This window comes from Mesotoga sp. Brook.08.YT.4.2.5.2., assembly GCF_003351125.1.
In the GTDB taxonomy this organism is placed as follows: domain Bacteria; phylum Thermotogota; class Thermotogae; order Petrotogales; family Kosmotogaceae; genus Mesotoga.
This window is the reverse complement of record NZ_JPGZ01000031.1, coordinates 65,517-80,384: the sequence shown is the minus strand read 5'-3', so window position 1 is coordinate 80,384 and position 14,868 is coordinate 65,517. Positions and strand designations below refer to the sequence as shown.

The 14,868-nt window shown below is 47.6% G+C and carries 19 protein-coding genes; 2 read left to right on the top strand and 17 right to left on the bottom strand.

Annotation, left to right across the window (positions count from 1 at the left end):
• Window positions 1–255: 255 nt before the first annotated feature.
• From infB to Q502_RS08180, 7 genes are all read right to left on the bottom strand, one after another.
• Window positions 256–2,340: a translation initiation factor IF-2 gene (gene infB / locus Q502_RS08210; RefSeq protein WP_099829206.1), complete on the bottom strand. Its 2,085-nt coding sequence runs from the start codon at window positions 2,338–2,340 to the stop codon at window positions 256–258.
• A 3-nt stretch (window positions 2,341–2,343) separates the two neighbouring features.
• Complete coding sequence (locus tag Q502_RS08205) at window positions 2,344–2,670, bottom strand: 50S ribosomal protein L7 (protein ID WP_099829205.1); 327 nt, start codon at window positions 2,668–2,670, stop codon at window positions 2,344–2,346.
• A gap of 13 nt (window positions 2,671–2,683) precedes the next feature.
• Window positions 2,684–3,310, bottom strand: coding sequence for an MBL fold metallo-hydrolase (locus Q502_RS08200; protein ID WP_243392251.1), 627 nt, complete (start codon window positions 3,308–3,310; stop codon window positions 2,684–2,686).
• A 64-nt stretch (window positions 3,311–3,374) separates the two neighbouring features.
• The gene (gene yfcE / locus Q502_RS08195; RefSeq protein WP_243392250.1) at window positions 3,375–3,860 is read right to left on the bottom strand and encodes a phosphodiesterase; all 486 of its coding nucleotides are present in this window, start codon (window positions 3,858–3,860) and stop codon (window positions 3,375–3,377) included.
• Between the two features lie 32 nt (window positions 3,861–3,892).
• A complete protein-coding gene (locus Q502_RS08190; protein WP_099829202.1) occupies window positions 3,893–4,540 on the bottom strand; it encodes a thiamine diphosphokinase in 648 nt (215 codons plus the stop codon).
• Window positions 4,537–5,727, bottom strand: coding sequence for an RNA polymerase subunit sigma-54 (locus tag Q502_RS08185; protein WP_099829201.1), 1,191 nt, complete (start codon window positions 5,725–5,727; stop codon window positions 4,537–4,539). The genes Q502_RS08190 and Q502_RS08185 overlap by 4 nt, the downstream gene beginning before the upstream one ends.
• Entirely contained in the window at window positions 5,711–7,225 is a 1,515-nt protein-coding gene (locus Q502_RS08180; protein WP_099829200.1) for an NAD(P)H-hydrate dehydratase, read from the bottom strand. Before Q502_RS08180 ends, Q502_RS08185 begins: the two co-directional genes overlap by 17 nt.
• Before the next feature lie 77 nt (window positions 7,226–7,302).
• Here Q502_RS08180 and Q502_RS08175 point away from each other — a divergent pair, with 77 nt between their 5' ends.
• The gene (locus Q502_RS08175) at window positions 7,303–8,019 is read left to right on the top strand and encodes a hypothetical protein (RefSeq protein ID WP_099829199.1); all 717 of its coding nucleotides are present in this window, start codon (window positions 7,303–7,305) and stop codon (window positions 8,017–8,019) included.
• Here Q502_RS08175 and Q502_RS08170 read toward each other — a convergent pair.
• Entirely contained in the window at window positions 8,010–8,264 is a 255-nt protein-coding gene (locus Q502_RS08170; protein ID WP_243392249.1) for a hypothetical protein, read from the bottom strand. The two genes, Q502_RS08175 and Q502_RS08170, sit on opposite strands and share 10 nt — an antisense overlap.
• 165 nt (window positions 8,265–8,429) lie before the next feature.
• Here Q502_RS08170 and Q502_RS08165 point away from each other — a divergent pair, with 165 nt between their 5' ends.
• Window positions 8,430–8,837, top strand: a complete 408-nt coding sequence (locus Q502_RS08165; RefSeq protein WP_099829198.1) for a methylglyoxal synthase — start codon at window positions 8,430–8,432, stop codon at window positions 8,835–8,837.
• On the opposite strand, the gene Q502_RS08160 is transcribed toward Q502_RS08165, so the two are convergent.
• The 9 genes from Q502_RS08160 to Q502_RS08120 all read right to left on the bottom strand — a co-directional run bounded on the left by Q502_RS08160 (window position 8,754) and on the right by Q502_RS08120 (window position 14,868).
• Window positions 8,754–10,001, bottom strand: coding sequence for a DNA polymerase IV (locus Q502_RS08160; protein WP_243392252.1), 1,248 nt, complete (start codon window positions 9,999–10,001; stop codon window positions 8,754–8,756). The two genes, Q502_RS08165 and Q502_RS08160, sit on opposite strands and share 84 nt — an antisense overlap.
• Window positions 9,998–10,237, bottom strand: coding sequence for a hypothetical protein (locus Q502_RS08155; RefSeq protein WP_243392248.1), 240 nt, complete (start codon window positions 10,235–10,237; stop codon window positions 9,998–10,000). Before Q502_RS08155 ends, Q502_RS08160 begins: the two co-directional genes overlap by 4 nt.
• Window positions 10,238–10,311: 74 nt before the next feature.
• Window positions 10,312–10,770, bottom strand: coding sequence for a SprT-like domain-containing protein (locus tag Q502_RS08150; RefSeq protein WP_099829196.1), 459 nt, complete (start codon window positions 10,768–10,770; stop codon window positions 10,312–10,314).
• 97 nt (window positions 10,771–10,867) lie between these two features.
• Window positions 10,868–11,293, bottom strand: coding sequence for a biotin/lipoyl-containing protein (locus tag Q502_RS08145; protein WP_099829195.1), 426 nt, complete (start codon window positions 11,291–11,293; stop codon window positions 10,868–10,870).
• Window positions 11,290–11,640, bottom strand: coding sequence for an OadG family protein (locus Q502_RS08140; protein ID WP_099829194.1), 351 nt, complete (start codon window positions 11,638–11,640; stop codon window positions 11,290–11,292). The genes Q502_RS08145 and Q502_RS08140 overlap by 4 nt, the downstream gene beginning before the upstream one ends.
• 10 nt (window positions 11,641–11,650) lie before the next feature.
• On the bottom strand, window positions 11,651–13,189 hold the full coding sequence (locus Q502_RS08135; RefSeq protein ID WP_099829193.1) for an acyl-CoA carboxylase subunit beta: 1,539 nt from the start codon (window positions 13,187–13,189) through the stop codon (window positions 11,651–11,653).
• A 13-nt stretch (window positions 13,190–13,202) separates the two neighbouring features.
• Window positions 13,203–13,610, bottom strand: coding sequence for a methylmalonyl-CoA epimerase (gene mce, locus Q502_RS08130; protein WP_099829192.1), 408 nt, complete (start codon window positions 13,608–13,610; stop codon window positions 13,203–13,205).
• A 5-nt stretch (window positions 13,611–13,615) separates the two neighbouring features.
• A complete protein-coding gene (gene meaB / locus Q502_RS08125) occupies window positions 13,616–14,476 on the bottom strand; it encodes a methylmalonyl Co-A mutase-associated GTPase MeaB (RefSeq protein ID WP_099829191.1) in 861 nt (286 codons plus the stop codon).
• Window positions 14,473–14,868, bottom strand: coding sequence for a cobalamin B12-binding domain-containing protein (locus Q502_RS08120; protein ID WP_099829190.1), 396 nt, complete (start codon window positions 14,866–14,868; stop codon window positions 14,473–14,475). The genes meaB and Q502_RS08120 overlap by 4 nt, the downstream gene beginning before the upstream one ends.

Genomic DNA, 14,868 nt, shown 5'->3' with positions numbered 1-14,868 from the left:
ATGCTACTCGTGCGTTCACTTTCGTTATGGCCTGACCACTCGCTCACCATACTTAATATGGCTTTGTCAATAGACTTCAGTGGTTCAGTTTCCTTCCCCACTGCTATCCAAGCTACGGGGCTCTGACTTCTTCCCCGGTGGGCCTTTTTCTCCCACTGAACATTCTTGCCTTAGCTGGACGTGCGCACACCCCGCAACCTCGTTTTTTCCAAAAAAAAGGCCCCATCAAGGGACCTCATTCATCTATCAAAGGACTTATTCGGTAAAATCTATTGTTCTCTTCACGCTCTTCTTGCTGTGGAATTCAAGCTGATCTTCTTCCTGGAAGTCATCAAAGCCGAGCGCCTTTATTCCGCACTCCATTGGGGCATCTACCCTGCTCGCATCGTCTTTGTAATGCTTGAGCACTTCGATCGCTACGTCTGCGATTTCCTCGTTCTTTCTGTATACTCTCATTCTGCCTTTCTTAAGCACGTGTCCATCGTCCACCTGAACACCGGCTATAGTTCCAACTTTACTGATTCTGAACAACTGCTTTATGTGTCCATGGCCGATCACTTCATCGACTTCCTCGGGTTCTAGGAGACCCTCAAGGGCTTTCTTGAGGTCGTCTATCAAGTTAAAGATGATCTCGTAAACTTTGATCTGTACGCCCTCAACTTCTGCCAGTTTTCTTGCCTGGGCATCGGGTTTAACTTTGAAGCCCATTATTACGGCATCGGAGGCAGATGCCAGCATTACGTCACTCGAATTTACAGAGCCGATTCCAGAATGGACGACCTCAATCCTGACGTCGTTATTCTCTAGCTTGGCCAAGGCCTGCTTCAGAGCCTCGACTGTGCCGAAGGAATCGGCTTTCAGTATCACATTGAGATCCTTCTTCTCGTCAGTGTTGCCAGTCGTTGAGAGGAATTCTTCAAGCCTGATATGGTGCCTGGTGGTAACGGATTTTTCTTTCTGAGCCTTACTCTTTGCGTATTCGGCAAGCGATCTTGAAGTATCAAGGTTTTCAACCGCGTACACAACACTGTGGACATCGGGAACCTCGTCGAAGCCAATAATCTGCACAGGATCTGAAGGATGGGCTTCTTTGATTCGCTTCCCGTATTCGTTAATCAATGCCTTCACTCTGCCTGAGGCAGAACCGGCAACAACGTAGTCGCCAGGTCTTAAAATCCCGTCTTTTACAACGAGAGTTGCCAGGGGACCTACGGCCTTGTCCATTCTTGAGTCAATAATGATTCCTCTTGCGTTTCCTTCGGGAATGCACTTCACATCTGCTACTTCGGCTACAAGAAGGATCATCTCAAGAACATCCTCAACGCCCTTGCCTGTTTTCGCAGATACAGGAACTGTTACAGTGTCCCCGCCCCAGTCTTCAGGAACGAGGCCAAGCTTCGAGGCGAGCTGTTGCTTCGTGAGGTCTATGTTTGCGTTTGGTTTGTCTATTTTGTTTATCGCGACAATTATGGGCACATTTGCTGTCTTCGCGTGGTTATAAGCCTCTATAGTCTGCGGCATAACACCGTCGTCGGCCGCTACAACAAGAACTACGATATCCGTTGCCTGAGCTCCGCGCGCTCTCATTTCGGTGAATGCCTCGTGCCCGGGCGTATCAATGAACGTGATCTTCTTGTTTCTTATCTCGACCTGGTAAGCACCTATTGTCTGGGTAATGCCTCCGATTTCGTCTTCGGCGACCTTGGCCTTTCTAATTCTGTCGAGAAGCGTAGTCTTCCCATGGTCAACGTGCCCCATAACCGTGACGACCGGGGGCCTCTGAACCAGTCTTGAGCTTTCTTTGTAAGATTCTGCGTAAGAACTCGCGATGCTCTCAAAGGGATTCATCTCTTCTTCATGAACCAGCTCCACTTCCCATTCGTAATTCTTGGCAATTTTCACCGCGTCTTCAAGCGAGAGAATCTGGCCGGGGCGAAGTATTATCCCGTTCATGAACTGATCCTTTATCACCTTGGAGATCTGAACGTTCATCTTCTTGGCGAGTATGTCGAGCTTGAATTCGTTGCTCTTCAGCTTGATCGTTCTTACTTTATGCTCAACCGGAGTTTTTTTCTCGGTCCCTGGCTCCTCTTTCGAGACTAATTTCTTCTCAAGATTCTTTACTTCTTTCTCCTGAATCTTATTCTTCGCCTTTTCGACCTTCCTTAAGAGCTCCTTCTTTTCTTCCTCATAGAGACCAACGATGATATTAACGGTCTCCTCGTCAAGAACGGACATATGGTTCTTGACGGTAACACCGAGCTCCTCAAGTTCGTCCAGCAGCTCTCTTGCCGTTATGTTAAGTCTCTTAGCAAGTGCGTAGACTCTGGCTTTTGGCATAGCTCAGTCACCTCCCGCCTGTGTCATTATCTTTGAGATTTCCTCTGCAAGGCCATCATCGGCAACTGCCACTGCAGAGATGTTGTCTTTGCCGATGGCCTTTCCCAGAGCGATGCGGTCGTGTTTTTTGAGGAGAATACAGCTTGCCCCGTGGCTCTTGCATCTCTTAACCCAGTCTTCCTTTATCGAATCGCTGGTATCGCAAGCCAGAATGAGAAACTTTCTTCTTAACGGCTGCCTCAAATAACCCCTAAGTTGCTCTTTACCAAACACAACCTTGTTTGCTCTTCTGCCTATTCCTAGGAGAGATAGAACTCTCTTTTCATCCATATTATGCCCTCGATCAATGATATCTGAGGACGACTATTCTGGTTCCCGCGTCGGCCTTTTCTTCAAGTCTTAGTTCGTCGAGTTGTTCGAAGGGATCGCCTGCAAGAAACTCTTCGACCTTTCCCAGCTCGAAAGTCAGGTCTTCTGTCTTAAAATGCATAGGAATTACACAGAACGGAGCGAGGTCTCTCGTCAGTTCTCGTGCCAATCCACCATCGATTGTGTAGACGCCGCCAACAGGTACTAGTAGAACATCTGGATTCTTCAACGCCTCGATCATTTCCGAATCCAATCTGTGGCCGAGGTCTCCGCAATGAACGACCCTGAACCCATCCGGAGTTGTGACTTCAAAAACGATGTTCTTGCCGCGTTTCTTGCCCTGAACGTCATCGTGAAAAACCGAATGACCCGTTATTGCAAAGCCATATACGTTTCTGCTGTCTGGCGTGTTGACTAGAACATACCCGGGTTGGAATCGATCATGCGCGTTATGATCATGGTGCTGATGGGATTCCAGAATAATGTCCGGCTTCACCGCAGGCATATCATAACCGACTCCCTCATCGAAGGGATCGATTAGAAGAGTCTTTCCATCGCATTCAAGCGAAAAACACGAATGTCCATGCCATCTCAAAACCATATTCATCACCCAGATATTTATTATATCATGGGTTCAGTAACATGTTTAGGGAAGATTCGCGCTCCTAGAAGGGTAACACGTGAAGCTCCAGTCCTTCGAGATTCTTGAGAGACACAGTTTGCTTTCTGAAATCGATTATTCCGTATGAACCTCCCGTTTCATCCTTGGGTAGTGAGGGACTGCCGGGATTGAGGAAGATCAGGCCATCGTTGCTCAATAGTCGCGAGATGTGAGTGTGACCGGATATCACCAAACCGTGATCGTTGGGAAAGCGGTAGTTCTTGTGACCGTGCGTTACGAATAGTTCGAGATCGTTTATCAACAGAGAACGGGCGCTTGGAGCATCTTCCTGACCGACCAGCGATAGATCAATTTCGCTATCACAGTTTCCCCTAACTCCAATGATTCTGTTGGACAATTTCCCTAGAAAATCGGCAAGCGCCATGGGATCGTAGCCTTCTGGCAGAGGGTTTCTCGGCCCGTGATAGAGATAGTCCCCGCAGTGAATAACGAGAGTGTTTTCGTCCACTTCAGCAAGTACTTTCTTCACTCTCGTCAACGAACCATGCGTGTCGGATATTACTATCGCTCTTTCAACCATCTGAAGTATAGGGCGGTACCTCCTTTGCAGAGAATCTGTACTTCTCTTTCTATTGTCTCGTTTGAAACTCCAAGCGGGTTCCCGTACTCAAGAAATGCATCTCTCAAAGGGTATTTGAAGCCCTTTAGACTGATCATGGTCGGCTGTCCTCCGAAGGGGAAGAGAGACCAGGTCTCGCCTAGTTCTACTGAGGAGATAAGCTCTTTGGATACCATTCCGATCTCTACACTATCCTCCACTATTGTTGCTTTCAAGGAGTTCCGCGCACCATAGATCGAAGCAAGAGTACCCATGAAGTGATCGAGGCGCAGACCTGTGGCGCCGAAGATCTCCACCTCCGCTATGCCCCGTTCTTCAAGGGCCCGAAGCGCGATCTGAGTATCTGTATCATCTTTTTCAGGCGGGTATATCAAGACAAGGGAACCCTCACTTCTGCACCAGGAAAGAGTGCTTTCGCTTATAGAATCCATGTCGCCCACAAGAAGGTGAGGATGAATTCCGAAACGCTTCAACGTCTCGGCACCCGAATCTGCCGCTGCTACAAAAGGAGTCTCATGTAGCTTCCTCAAGTAGAATTCTGTTGAAGAAATATACTGCCCACCGACAAACAACACAGCTTTTCTTATCATTTCGTTTTTCCTAATCCCAGCTGGTTTCTATATTTGTTGACAGTTCTTCTTGCAATGCAGATGTCCCTATTCTTTAGCTCAACCACAAGCTGTGAATCGGAAATTCCGGGGTCCTCTTTCACGATCTCCGCAATCACTTCCAGTGCTTGTTCCTTCTCTTGTACATTACCGAAAAAATACCTTATCGGGAAGGTTCCTACCGGTGTCTGGACAAACTTATCCTTCACGGCGCGACTAATTGTAGAGACCACAACCCCTATCTTGTCAGCAATCACATTCATCTTCAGGGGCCTGATCTTGTCGCTCGTTTTCAAGAGGAAGGGTGCGTTTCTCATCACTATTTCATTGCCTATTGTGATAAGGGTGGCCTTTCTCCTTTCGAGGGCAGTTATGTAGAACTTTGCCTCCTCAAGCTTCTCTTCTATGTATTTTCTAGCAATCTTCTCGCCGTGCTGGAGAATCTCCTCGTATGATGGGTCTACATTCAGGACGAGTGAGTAGTCTCTAACGGTAACTATGAACTTCTCATCCAGAAATTCAATGTAAAGATCAGGCTCCACGTACCTGACAAATGCGCCGTCGCTGTATCCCGAAGACGGGAAGAGACCGGGGCCTATGAGAGCTTCGAGTTCTTTCAGACTGGAAGCGAAGACGCCGTCAAAGCCTGAATCCCTCATTATCGAAATTACTGCTGAAAGTTCTTCTATAGAGCAATTGTTCAGGTTGGCAATCTCTTTCAGTTCTGCTGTTAGCATGCCGAGGTCGTCCATATTGTCGAGCAATACTTCGAAGAGACAGAACTGGTCATCGTCCAGGATATAGAAGCCAAAATCTCTCAGAATCTCTTTGAAGGTCGGTTGCTGGGCCTCGATTCTGTCAAAGTCCCAACCGTCTCGATCGGTGCTCTCGGATTTCATATATATTGAGTTGCTTGCAGGAAGCGAGTAAAAGTCGCCTCCATCCGTATTCTCTTCATCCTCAGGTTCTTTTCCGGAATCGCCTATGTCTTCAATAAGCTCGTAATCCTCTCTTTTCATTTCCAGAAGAGGATTTGCTTGCACGATCTCTTCAAGCTCAGCAGAGATTTCCAGTGAATTGAGCTGAAGGAGTTTGAGAGCCTGCTGAGCCTTGAGCGAAAGGCCAAGCTTCTGCTCTAACCGTTGCGATATGTTATGGCCGAGTTCCATGAAGCCTTCTCTCCATCTTTCTCAAATGCTCAAATACGAGCGAGTAAGATTCAGAGATCTTTGACGCCGAGTTGCACGGTTCGCAGAGATCTGACAGTTCGGCCGCTCTTCCCATCAAGTACATACCGAGAACGCCGGAGCGTTCCAGATCGCCTGTCTGCGCAGCAAATCCAGCGATAGTTCCTGCCAGCAAATCACCGCTCCCGGCTTTTGCGAGAGCCGTACTCCCGGCTGTGTTGATAATTATCCTTCCATTCTCATTGCAAAAGACAGATGAAGCTCCCTTAAGGATGGCGTTCATACTTAGGCGTGAACAGAACTCAATGAAGGAAGCAAGATCTGTTCTTCCTTCATTCAAGCGAGCAAACTCTCCGATATGAGGAGTAATGAGTAAATTTCGAGATCGACCCAAGATCGAGAGATCATTCACGAGTGCAAACAGCGCATCAGCATCCACAACAATTTTTTTCTCCGGGAAGGATTTCAGGAACTTCAATACGAACTCGATGCTCCCTTCACTTCTTCCAATGCCAGGACCGAGCACGATACTGTCAATCCTATCGATAGCTTCTGAAAGGTAATCGACATCTCTTGGGACGAGAGTATCTCCGCTGCTTATCATGGCAATCGCCTCAGGCAAGTTGTTCCGAATAACGTTTGCAGAGCCTTTAGGAGTGTACGTATATACAAGCCCGCAACCCGACCGGAAGGCTCCTATGGCTGCTAAGAATGGCGCCCCTGTGTAGACTTCGCTTCCTCCAACAACAAGAACAGAGCCGTAGCTTCCCTTGTAGCTGTTGCGAGCTCTCTCCGGAAGAAGTTCTGAAGCCATCTCATCGTCTATAACTTCTGAATCGGCGAGAGAATCCATAATGCTTCTGTGGAAGCCGGCGCTGCTTACAACAACCTTACCGCAAAATTCGCGCCCCGGATAGAGAAAATGACCGGTTTTCGCTAGACCGAAGGTCACTGTCTTATCAGCTTTGAAACAGTTTCTGGACACACTACCGTTGTAACCGGAGACTCCCGAAGGAATGTCAACAGCCAGTCTGTAAGCATCGAGACGATTAGCGTACTCGAAGAGGGAAACAATCTCCTCCTCAAGACTACCGTGAAAGCCCGTTCCAAAAATCGCATCGACCACTATATCGGATCCGGCAAGCAAGTCGCCAACTATCGACTCTTCTTCGAGCTTTACACTTTTGCCTCCAAGAGAGACGTATATTGTAGCGTTTGTCTTACAGTCATCGGTTGTAGGAGCATAGCACTGAACAACCGTCACGTCGATGCCTGCGGCATGCATTAGCCTGGCCGCTGCATAGCCGTCACCGCCGTTGTTGCCACCTCCACACAGAATCGCGGCTTTGCGAATATTGAGGTCTGCAATCTCCTCGTAAACGCTGCGAGCCGCCTCCTCCATCAGGAGCAGTGAAGGTACTCCCTTGTCTATTATTCTTTGATCGATCTCCCTCATCTGAGCGGGAAATGCTACCTTCAAATCATCACCCCTCAATCAGATCTTATCATTTTTTTCGAATTCCTCGCATGTTATAATCTCGCGAAGAGGTGAGTAAGATGAAGCTTCCCGCCATTGCAATTATACTGTTTTGTATGCTAGCCGGAGCATTGTGCTTTGCTTCGGACGGCGCCTACGATGATCTTACTCTCTTCATCCAGCAGGTTGTGGATTCTGGTGACATAGATACGCTTTTGAAGGTGCATTTTCATCTGGTAGATACCGAGTCTCCCGATAATGGGTATAATGATCTCGAAATGAAGGTAAGGCTTATCATAGCTGGTGGCGAAGATCTCTATATAGAGTTTTTCGAGCCGGAAGAGTTGAGTCAGATAGCTCTTGTATATCTTTCAAGGGAAGAAGTGACTTTTAGTGTCGTTAGGGAGGAGGCTTGGAAGCAATACAGATCAAGTTATCAGACTAATCTGATGAGCAGCCTTCTCGATCAGTTCTTCGAAGGTCTTCTCCAGTCTTCCAACTTCACCTGGAGTGTTATAACGGAAGAAGAAAGACGAGTTTACATGATCGATCCGTCCGAACAGAGATTAAGGTTGCTCGGACTTCTCAGCGGAGGGGGCTATCTCCCTAATCTCATGCATATTCACGTCTCCTTTTTGAGGAGAGAGGGCCACTTCCCGAAGATTGAGTATGTGAAGATAACCGATAGAGTCGGTGACGAGTATCTTCTCTTGGAGGTTGACGAATTCAAGACAGTGGTGGACAGATCTATCTTCACCGATCTTAGAGGCAAGTATTACGAGACTTTTCAGAAGTAATCGCTCTTGATCCGTGTAAGTATTCTCGGTATGTCGATATCGAGATCTCTGTCGTAGGGTTTTGTCGTCACGGTGAAGTCCTTGAGTTTTACGTAAAGGCTCTTTGTAACTCTTATTTCGCCCCTGATAAGCAGATAGCAGCCTCTGTAAATTTCCGCGAATACCCTTTTCGATTCTCTTTCATCGAAACGAATGTCAAAGATTTCTTCGGTTTCTCCCCCACTCCTGTATACGCATATCCTCACCTTGAAGAATCCGCCCCGCGCAGTCGATTCCGGGTCCGTAGTGGCTTGCCCGTATATTGTTATCTCGTTGAATGAAAGGGACAGATCAATTCACCTCAACTAGCCGCCAGGAGTTTCAATGGGCGGAATATGTTATCATCTTCTTGTTGAAAAACGGAGGTAGCCATGAGTGAAAAACCACGAGTAGCTTTGATAGCTCACGACAAGAAAAAGATCGATCTGATAATGTTCGTCAGAGAGCACGTCGATGTCTTCAGAGAGTGCACCCTTTTTGCAACCAGCACTACGGGCAATATCCTCAGGGAGAAAGTCAAATTGGAGCTCACTTCATTCAAGTCCGGCCCGCTGGGTGGTGACCTCCAGATAGGCGCTCTCATCGCCAATGACGAGATAGACTTCGTCATCTTTTTAAGAGATCCGCTCACCGCACAACCCCATGAGCCTGATGTGAGCGCCCTTCTAAGAGTGTGTGATGTTCATAACAAACCGTTAGCAACTAACCTCGCGACGGCAGAAGCCCTGGTAATGGAGATCAGAAGGTTTCTCAAGCTTTCTGATATCGGGGAGGAATAGTATATTTCCCGGAAATATCGAGTATTCTCCGAATTTCCTCTCTATTTCCAGCACGGTTTCGAGCAGTTCTCTTTCCTTTTCAAATAGGGATAGCTGTCTTTGATTTTTCTTTTCACTAAGGGCCCAACAGGATATTCCGATAGCTCTGACGGCCGTTCCGTTCCAGATTGAACTAATAAGCCACGGGGTGATCTCCGTCATGTCTTTGATCGAGGATATCGTGAAGTTCAGCCTCTTTGAAAGAGCCTTTGAACTCCTGTCAGCATATCTTAGGAACAGGCTGACCCCTGAGCTTTCCATCTTGTATCTTCCAAGTCTGTAGATTACCCTTGCCGACAGGAAGTTTGTTACTCTCACGATAAGATCGAAATCATTAATATCACCCGATAGCGTCATAGAATGACCCACGGACTTCGGTCTCTCTTCTTTGAAAAACTCCTTCCTTGAAAACCGGTTTTTAGTAAGGCTTTGCAGAAATCCCATGAAGGCATTTCCAAACATCGTGTACAGATCCATGGGAGACTTTTCCAACCCTTCCAAAAGCTCACCTGTCATTTTGTATCCCATGGATTCGAGCTTTATCAACGTGTGCTTTCCGATTCCCGGAACGTCCTTTACGGGTATCTCATTCAGGAACTCTCTTTCCATGCCGTCTTTGACCACTACGAATCCGTTTGGCTTGGAGTAATCACTGGCGATTTTAGATATGATCGGATTTACCGAGATTCCAACCGAGGCGGTTATTCCGAATCTCTCCTTCAAATCTCTCTTAAAGGAAATGAATCTGTTAATCGACTCCTCCAGTTTAGTGTGAAAGCTGAGATCTATGTAAGCCTCGTCTACGCTCGCAACCATAACTCTGGGTGATACAGAGGTCATCATTTTCATTATCTCTTTCGATATATAACCGTACTTCTTTGACTGCACTCCCACGGCTATAAGATCGGGACAGAGCTTCAGGGCTTCGAAAAAGGCCATACCCGATTTAACGCCAAGTCTCTTTGCCTCGTAACTCGCCGAAGTCACAACGGAATGCCGCTTTCCAATCCCTGTTACGGCGATCGGTTTACCTTTAAGAGTCGGATTTGCCGCCTGCTCTATACTTGCGAAAAACGCGTCCATATCTATGTGCGATACGTAAGGAATTCCTTTCAAAGCAATCACCCTCCAAGAAGATAGCTGTACCATTTCTTCGCATCTTCGTCAAATTCAAGATTGTAAGCTCCAAGTGTGGTCATTACTGAGAAATGATAGATTTTCTGAGTCCCCACGGCCTCCACCCAGAAGGAGGTAACGGCATTCACAACTATTTTTATACCATCGTAACTGAACCTTACCGGCACAAAATAATCTCCGTGAAAGTATACAAGCACCTTCGTGAGCTTCTTATAGGCTTTCATAAATATCACCACTTAGATATTAGGTATAAATTATTATAACAGATGAATTTCTAGAAAGGCAAGTGTTTATTCGATTATTTTTCCTGAAGTTCTATCGGGGCTTTACAGCAGGAAGATAGACCCTTTTTCTCTCTGCGGTTGAAGGAGAGGGCAACTGTCTTCTTACAAACGGAACACACCCATCTGTGTACCGGAAGTCCCTCGTACTCGGCTACGATATCGAAATCTAGCTCTTCAGCCAGTTTCTTGAATTCCGGTGAACCGTGTGAGAAATCCCTATCGTTTGTCATCAGGTAGAAGTGCGACAACTCGTGCAACAGGGTCTTTTTGAGAAGCTCTTCGTTTTCCGAGATAGAAGAAGAAATCTCAATCCTTAGCGGAGTAAGCGTTCCCCGATTCCTCGAGTAAACTAGTCTCCCGAGAATTCTCTTCAATCTGGAGTTGAAGGAAAAGGGAATGTCTGGAAAGACCCCGAAAGCCTTCAAAGAGAGTTCTCTAGCCTTGGTTGCCAGATTCCTATTTGCTGAATCCATTCTGTCTCCTTTCAATGCCGTCGATTGTGGAGAAAATCAAGAGCTAAGCTGCGGAAGACGATATTACATAAAAACATAGGAGCGATGATCACCGCCCCTATGCTAGAACTATCATTATTTCGCCTGCGTCTATGTTATCTCCCTTTCTGACCCTCACTTCTTTGACGGTACCCGAGTTCTCTGAAAGTATGCTGTTCTCCATTTTCATTGCTTCGAGAATCACTACTTTCTGCCCTGGAGAGACTGAATCTCCTGTCGAAACGAGTACCTCGATGATCGTGCCCGACATCGGCGACAGTATATTGATTTCGTCTTCCGATCCACTGGATTCTTTGGCTGGCCCGACCGGTTTCGGAGCTTCCTCGACTCTCGCTTCCTGCCTGGGCCGAGTTGCAGATTCGACCTTTTGGCGTGTGTCGGGTTCCTGAATTGCTCCGCCCGAACCAGAATCGTTTACAGAAGAAAGCTCTTCAATCTCGACGTTATATTCTTTGCCGTTAACTTTCACTATGAATCTTCTCAATTCCTGCTCCTCCTCACTTTCCAGTAGACGGTTGGTTCACGACGTTTCCAAAGCGAAGCTGCCGCAACGGGAACGGAGGCAACGCTTCTGACTTTGAAGTTGCTATGACCCATGAATGAAGTTACTGCTGCAGTTATTGCGGCGATGACTTCTCCTTCATCGCCGTCTTGTTTCTCCGGCCCTCCGGATATATTTGTGGGGACTGGTTTTGGAACGAGGGCCTTCACTACGTTGGTCTGTTCCTTCGATAGCAGACGACCGAGAATGTTGAAAATCACATAAAGCATTGCCAGCGCCAGGAATACGATTCCTATGCCTATTATGGTAATCTGAACATATTCCTCCATCAAACACACCTCATAGCGGTATATTACCGTGTTTCTTTGACGGTCTTCCTTCGACTTTTGTATCCAGCGTTTCCAAAGCTTTTATTATCTCGATTCTGGTGACGGCCGGATCAATTACTGATTCGATATAGCCTCTCCCGGCTGCCACAAAGGGATTTGCAAATTTCTCCTTGTACTCGGTAATCTTCTCCTGTCGAGTCTTTTCCGGCTGTTCTGAAGCGTTGATTTCTCTCTTGAAGATGATATTCGCTGCGCCCTCAGGCCCCATGACCGCAATTTCAGCTCCAGGCCAGGCGTAGACGATGTCGGCGCCAAGATGCTGACTTCCCATGGCTATGTAAGCTCCGCCATAGGCCTTCCTCAGGATCAATGTGATCTTGGGAACGGACGCCTCGCTGTAGGAGTAGAGTAGTTTCGCCCCGTGACGGATTATCCCGCCATGCTCCTGAGAGACTCCGGGGAGGAATCCCGGCGTGTCCACGAAGGTTATTATCGGAATGTTGAAGGCATCCAGGAATCTTATGAATCTGGCAGCTTTGTCGGAGGCGTTTATGTCTAAAGAGCCTGCAAAGACAGACGGTTGGTTCGCCACTACTCCCACAGACCTGCCACCGATTCTCGCAAATCCAATTACCATGTTCTTAGCGTATTGCTCGTGCACTTCAAGGAACCGGCCTTCGTCTACAGCGAGTGAGATCACCCTTTTCACGTCATATGACTGCTTTGGGTTTTCGGGGACGATATCCCGGAGTTCTTCAATAGGGTTGCCAGGAATCGACTCGGTTTTTGACGGCTCTTCGGCGTTGTTCTGAGGAAGATAATCCAGCAACGTCTTGACTAGCAGCATCGCTTTCTCATCGTCTGAGGCCAAAAAGTGAGCGTTTCCGCTCTTGGAGTTGTGCACCAGAGCTCCTCCCAATTCCTCCATCGAAGTATCCTCGCCGGTTACTGCCTTGATCACCTGAGGACCTGTGATAAACATCTGGGAGGTCTTGTCCGTCATTACTATGAAGTCTGTTATCGCAGGTGAGTACACTGCTCCTCCTGCGCACGGTCCACAGACGACGGTTATCTGCGGAATGACCCCCGAAGAAAGAGTGTTTCTGTGGAAGATCCCTCCGTAGCCGAATAGTGAATCAACGCCTTCCTGAATTCTCGCTCCACCGGAGTCATTTATCCCAACGATTGGGATGCCGAGTTTCATGGCCATATCCTGAACCTTCATAATCTTCTTTGCATGCATCTCCCCCAGAGAGCCGCCCTGTACGGTGAAGTCTTGAGAGAAGATTGCGATCTTTCTCCCGTTTACCGTTCCGATTCCAGTAACAACTCCATCTGCTGGGAACTCCTTATCTGCGAGTCCAAAACTCGTTGCCCTGTGCCTTACAAATCGGTCGAATTCCTCGAAGCTACCTTCATCGCAGAGAATATCTATTCTCTCTCTTGCACTGAGCTTGCCCGCCTCATGCTGTTTTTCGATCTTTTCTTGGCCGCCGCCAAGGATAATCTTATCGTTCTTCTCGAAAAACTCTTCAAGTCTACCGGCCATATCTATCACCCCCTCAGTGATGTCCCTCAACGAGTTCCATCAGAACTCCTCCTGTGCTCTTTGGATGGAGGAAGACTATCTTTGTTCCACCGGCTCCCGACTCAGGCTCTCTTGAGAGAGGTTTGAGTTCCAGTGAAACAGCCTCTTCAATTGCGGCTTCAACATCGTCAACACGGAAGGCGATGTGGTGAATGCCTTCTCCTCTGCTTTCCAGGAACTTGGATATCTGACTATTCTCAGATAGCGGTTCCAGAAGTTCGATCCTTGTGTCGCCAACCTTTATGAAGGCAACCTTCAGCCCTCGCTCAGGAAGCTCTTCGATACCAGTGACTTCGAGTTTCAGAAGATCTCTGTAAACGGAAAGCCTCTCTTCGATCGATTTAACGACTATGCCAATGTGGTCTATCCTATTGGATTTCAATCTGATTACCTCCCGATATTCTCAAGAAGATACCTTATTAGTTCTTCAAGTTTATCATTTTCGGCGTAGTGTTCCTTTATTATCTGGTACGCGCTGTTCAAGTTATTGTAAAGGTTACGCTTGTTTCGCCTTGCTGACAGTCTTCCGGAGTTCGCGAAGTCGGCAAGCACCTCCTCTATCTTTTTGAAGAGTTCCTTCAGGCCACTGCCCTTAATCGAGTCGGTTTTCAGAACCGGCAATCGCTTTCCAGAAAGTTCGAGAATAGCTTTTGTTCTGGAGGCAAGTTGTTCGGCTCCCTGGAGGTCGCTCTTGTTAATGACAAATATGTCGCCAATTTCCATAATACCGGCTTTCATGGTCTGAACGTCGTCACCTAGGCCAGGAGCAAGAACCAGAAGGACTATGTCGGCAAGGTTTGCTATATCGGTTTCCGATTGGCCTGCTCCGACTGTTTCAACGTAGATCCGATCGTACCCGCTCCTGCCCAGAAATTCGACTGCGTTGTAAATAGAAGGACTAAGTCCACCGACATTTCCTCGACTGGCCATTGATCTCACAAAGATCCTTGGATCCTCGGTAGCCCGTCTCATTCTGATTCTGTCACCAAGAAAGGCACCACCGGTGAATGGGCTAGACGGATCGATGGCGATAACGGCAGTGGCCTTTTCCTCGGCACTAATGCACACAAGGCGGTCGGTGAGAGAAGACTTGCCGGCCCCCGGACTTCCAGTTATGCCTATCACGCAGTAGTCGCGTTCGGGCAGCTCCCCAATCATCTCCCTCGCTGAATGTGTATTGTTTTCAATTAAGCTCAAAGATTTTGAGACACTTAGCTGGTCAATCTTAGCCGGTTCCATCGATTTCATTTCTTAACCGTTTCCTCTATCTTCTCGATTATCGATTTCAGAGAGGTCCCTGGTCCAAACACTTCAAGAATTCCCGCCCTTCTAAGCTCTTCGGCATCTTCCGATGGTATTATGCCTCCAACAAAGAGAGGTTTGTCCCCGATTCCGGCTCCTTTCATAAGCTCCAGCACCTTTCTGCAAATTCTCATATGGGCCCCGGAAAGTATAGACAGTCCAATTACGTCAACGTCTTCCTGCAAAGCAGCTTTTACTACGGATTCAGGAGACTGTCTAAGGCCTGTGTAGATGACTTCCATTCCCGCATCCCTGAGTGCCATGGCGACTACTTTTGCTCCCCTGTCATGTCCGTCAAGCCCCGGCTTTGCCACGAGTACCTTTATCTTGTTCATCAT

Coding starts and splice junctions, on each gene's coding strand:
- infB (WP_099829206.1), bottom strand. CDS start 2,340: ATGCCAAAAGCCAGAGTCTACGCACTTGCTAAGAGACTTAACATAACG.
- Q502_RS08205 (WP_099829205.1), bottom strand. CDS start 2,670: ATGGATGAAAAGAGAGTTCTATCTCTCCTAGGAATAGGCAGAAGAGCA.
- Q502_RS08200 (WP_243392251.1), bottom strand. CDS start 3,310: ATGGTTTTGAGATGGCATGGACATTCGTGTTTTTCGCTTGAATGCGAT.
- Q502_RS08190 (WP_099829202.1), bottom strand. CDS start 4,540: ATGATAAGAAAAGCTGTGTTGTTTGTCGGTGGGCAGTATATTTCTTCA.
- Q502_RS08185 (WP_099829201.1), bottom strand. CDS start 5,727: ATGGAACTCGGCCATAACATATCGCAACGGTTAGAGCAGAAGCTTGGC.
- Q502_RS08175 (WP_099829199.1), top strand. CDS start 7,303: ATGAAGCTTCCCGCCATTGCAATTATACTGTTTTGTATGCTAGCCGGA.
- Q502_RS08165 (WP_099829198.1), top strand. CDS start 8,430: ATGAGTGAAAAACCACGAGTAGCTTTGATAGCTCACGACAAGAAAAAG.
- Q502_RS08155 (WP_243392248.1), bottom strand. CDS start 10,237: ATGAAAGCCTATAAGAAGCTCACGAAGGTGCTTGTATACTTTCACGGA.
- Q502_RS08150 (WP_099829196.1), bottom strand. CDS start 10,770: ATGGATTCAGCAAATAGGAATCTGGCAACCAAGGCTAGAGAACTCTCT.
- Q502_RS08140 (WP_099829194.1), bottom strand. CDS start 11,640: ATGGAGGAATATGTTCAGATTACCATAATAGGCATAGGAATCGTATTC.
- Q502_RS08135 (WP_099829193.1), bottom strand. CDS start 13,189: ATGGCCGGTAGACTTGAAGAGTTTTTCGAGAAGAACGATAAGATTATC.
- meaB (WP_099829191.1), bottom strand. CDS start 14,476: ATGAAATCGATGGAACCGGCTAAGATTGACCAGCTAAGTGTCTCAAAA.
- Q502_RS08120 (WP_099829190.1), bottom strand. CDS start 14,868: ATGATGAACAAGATAAAGGTACTCGTGGCAAAGCCGGGGCTTGACGGA.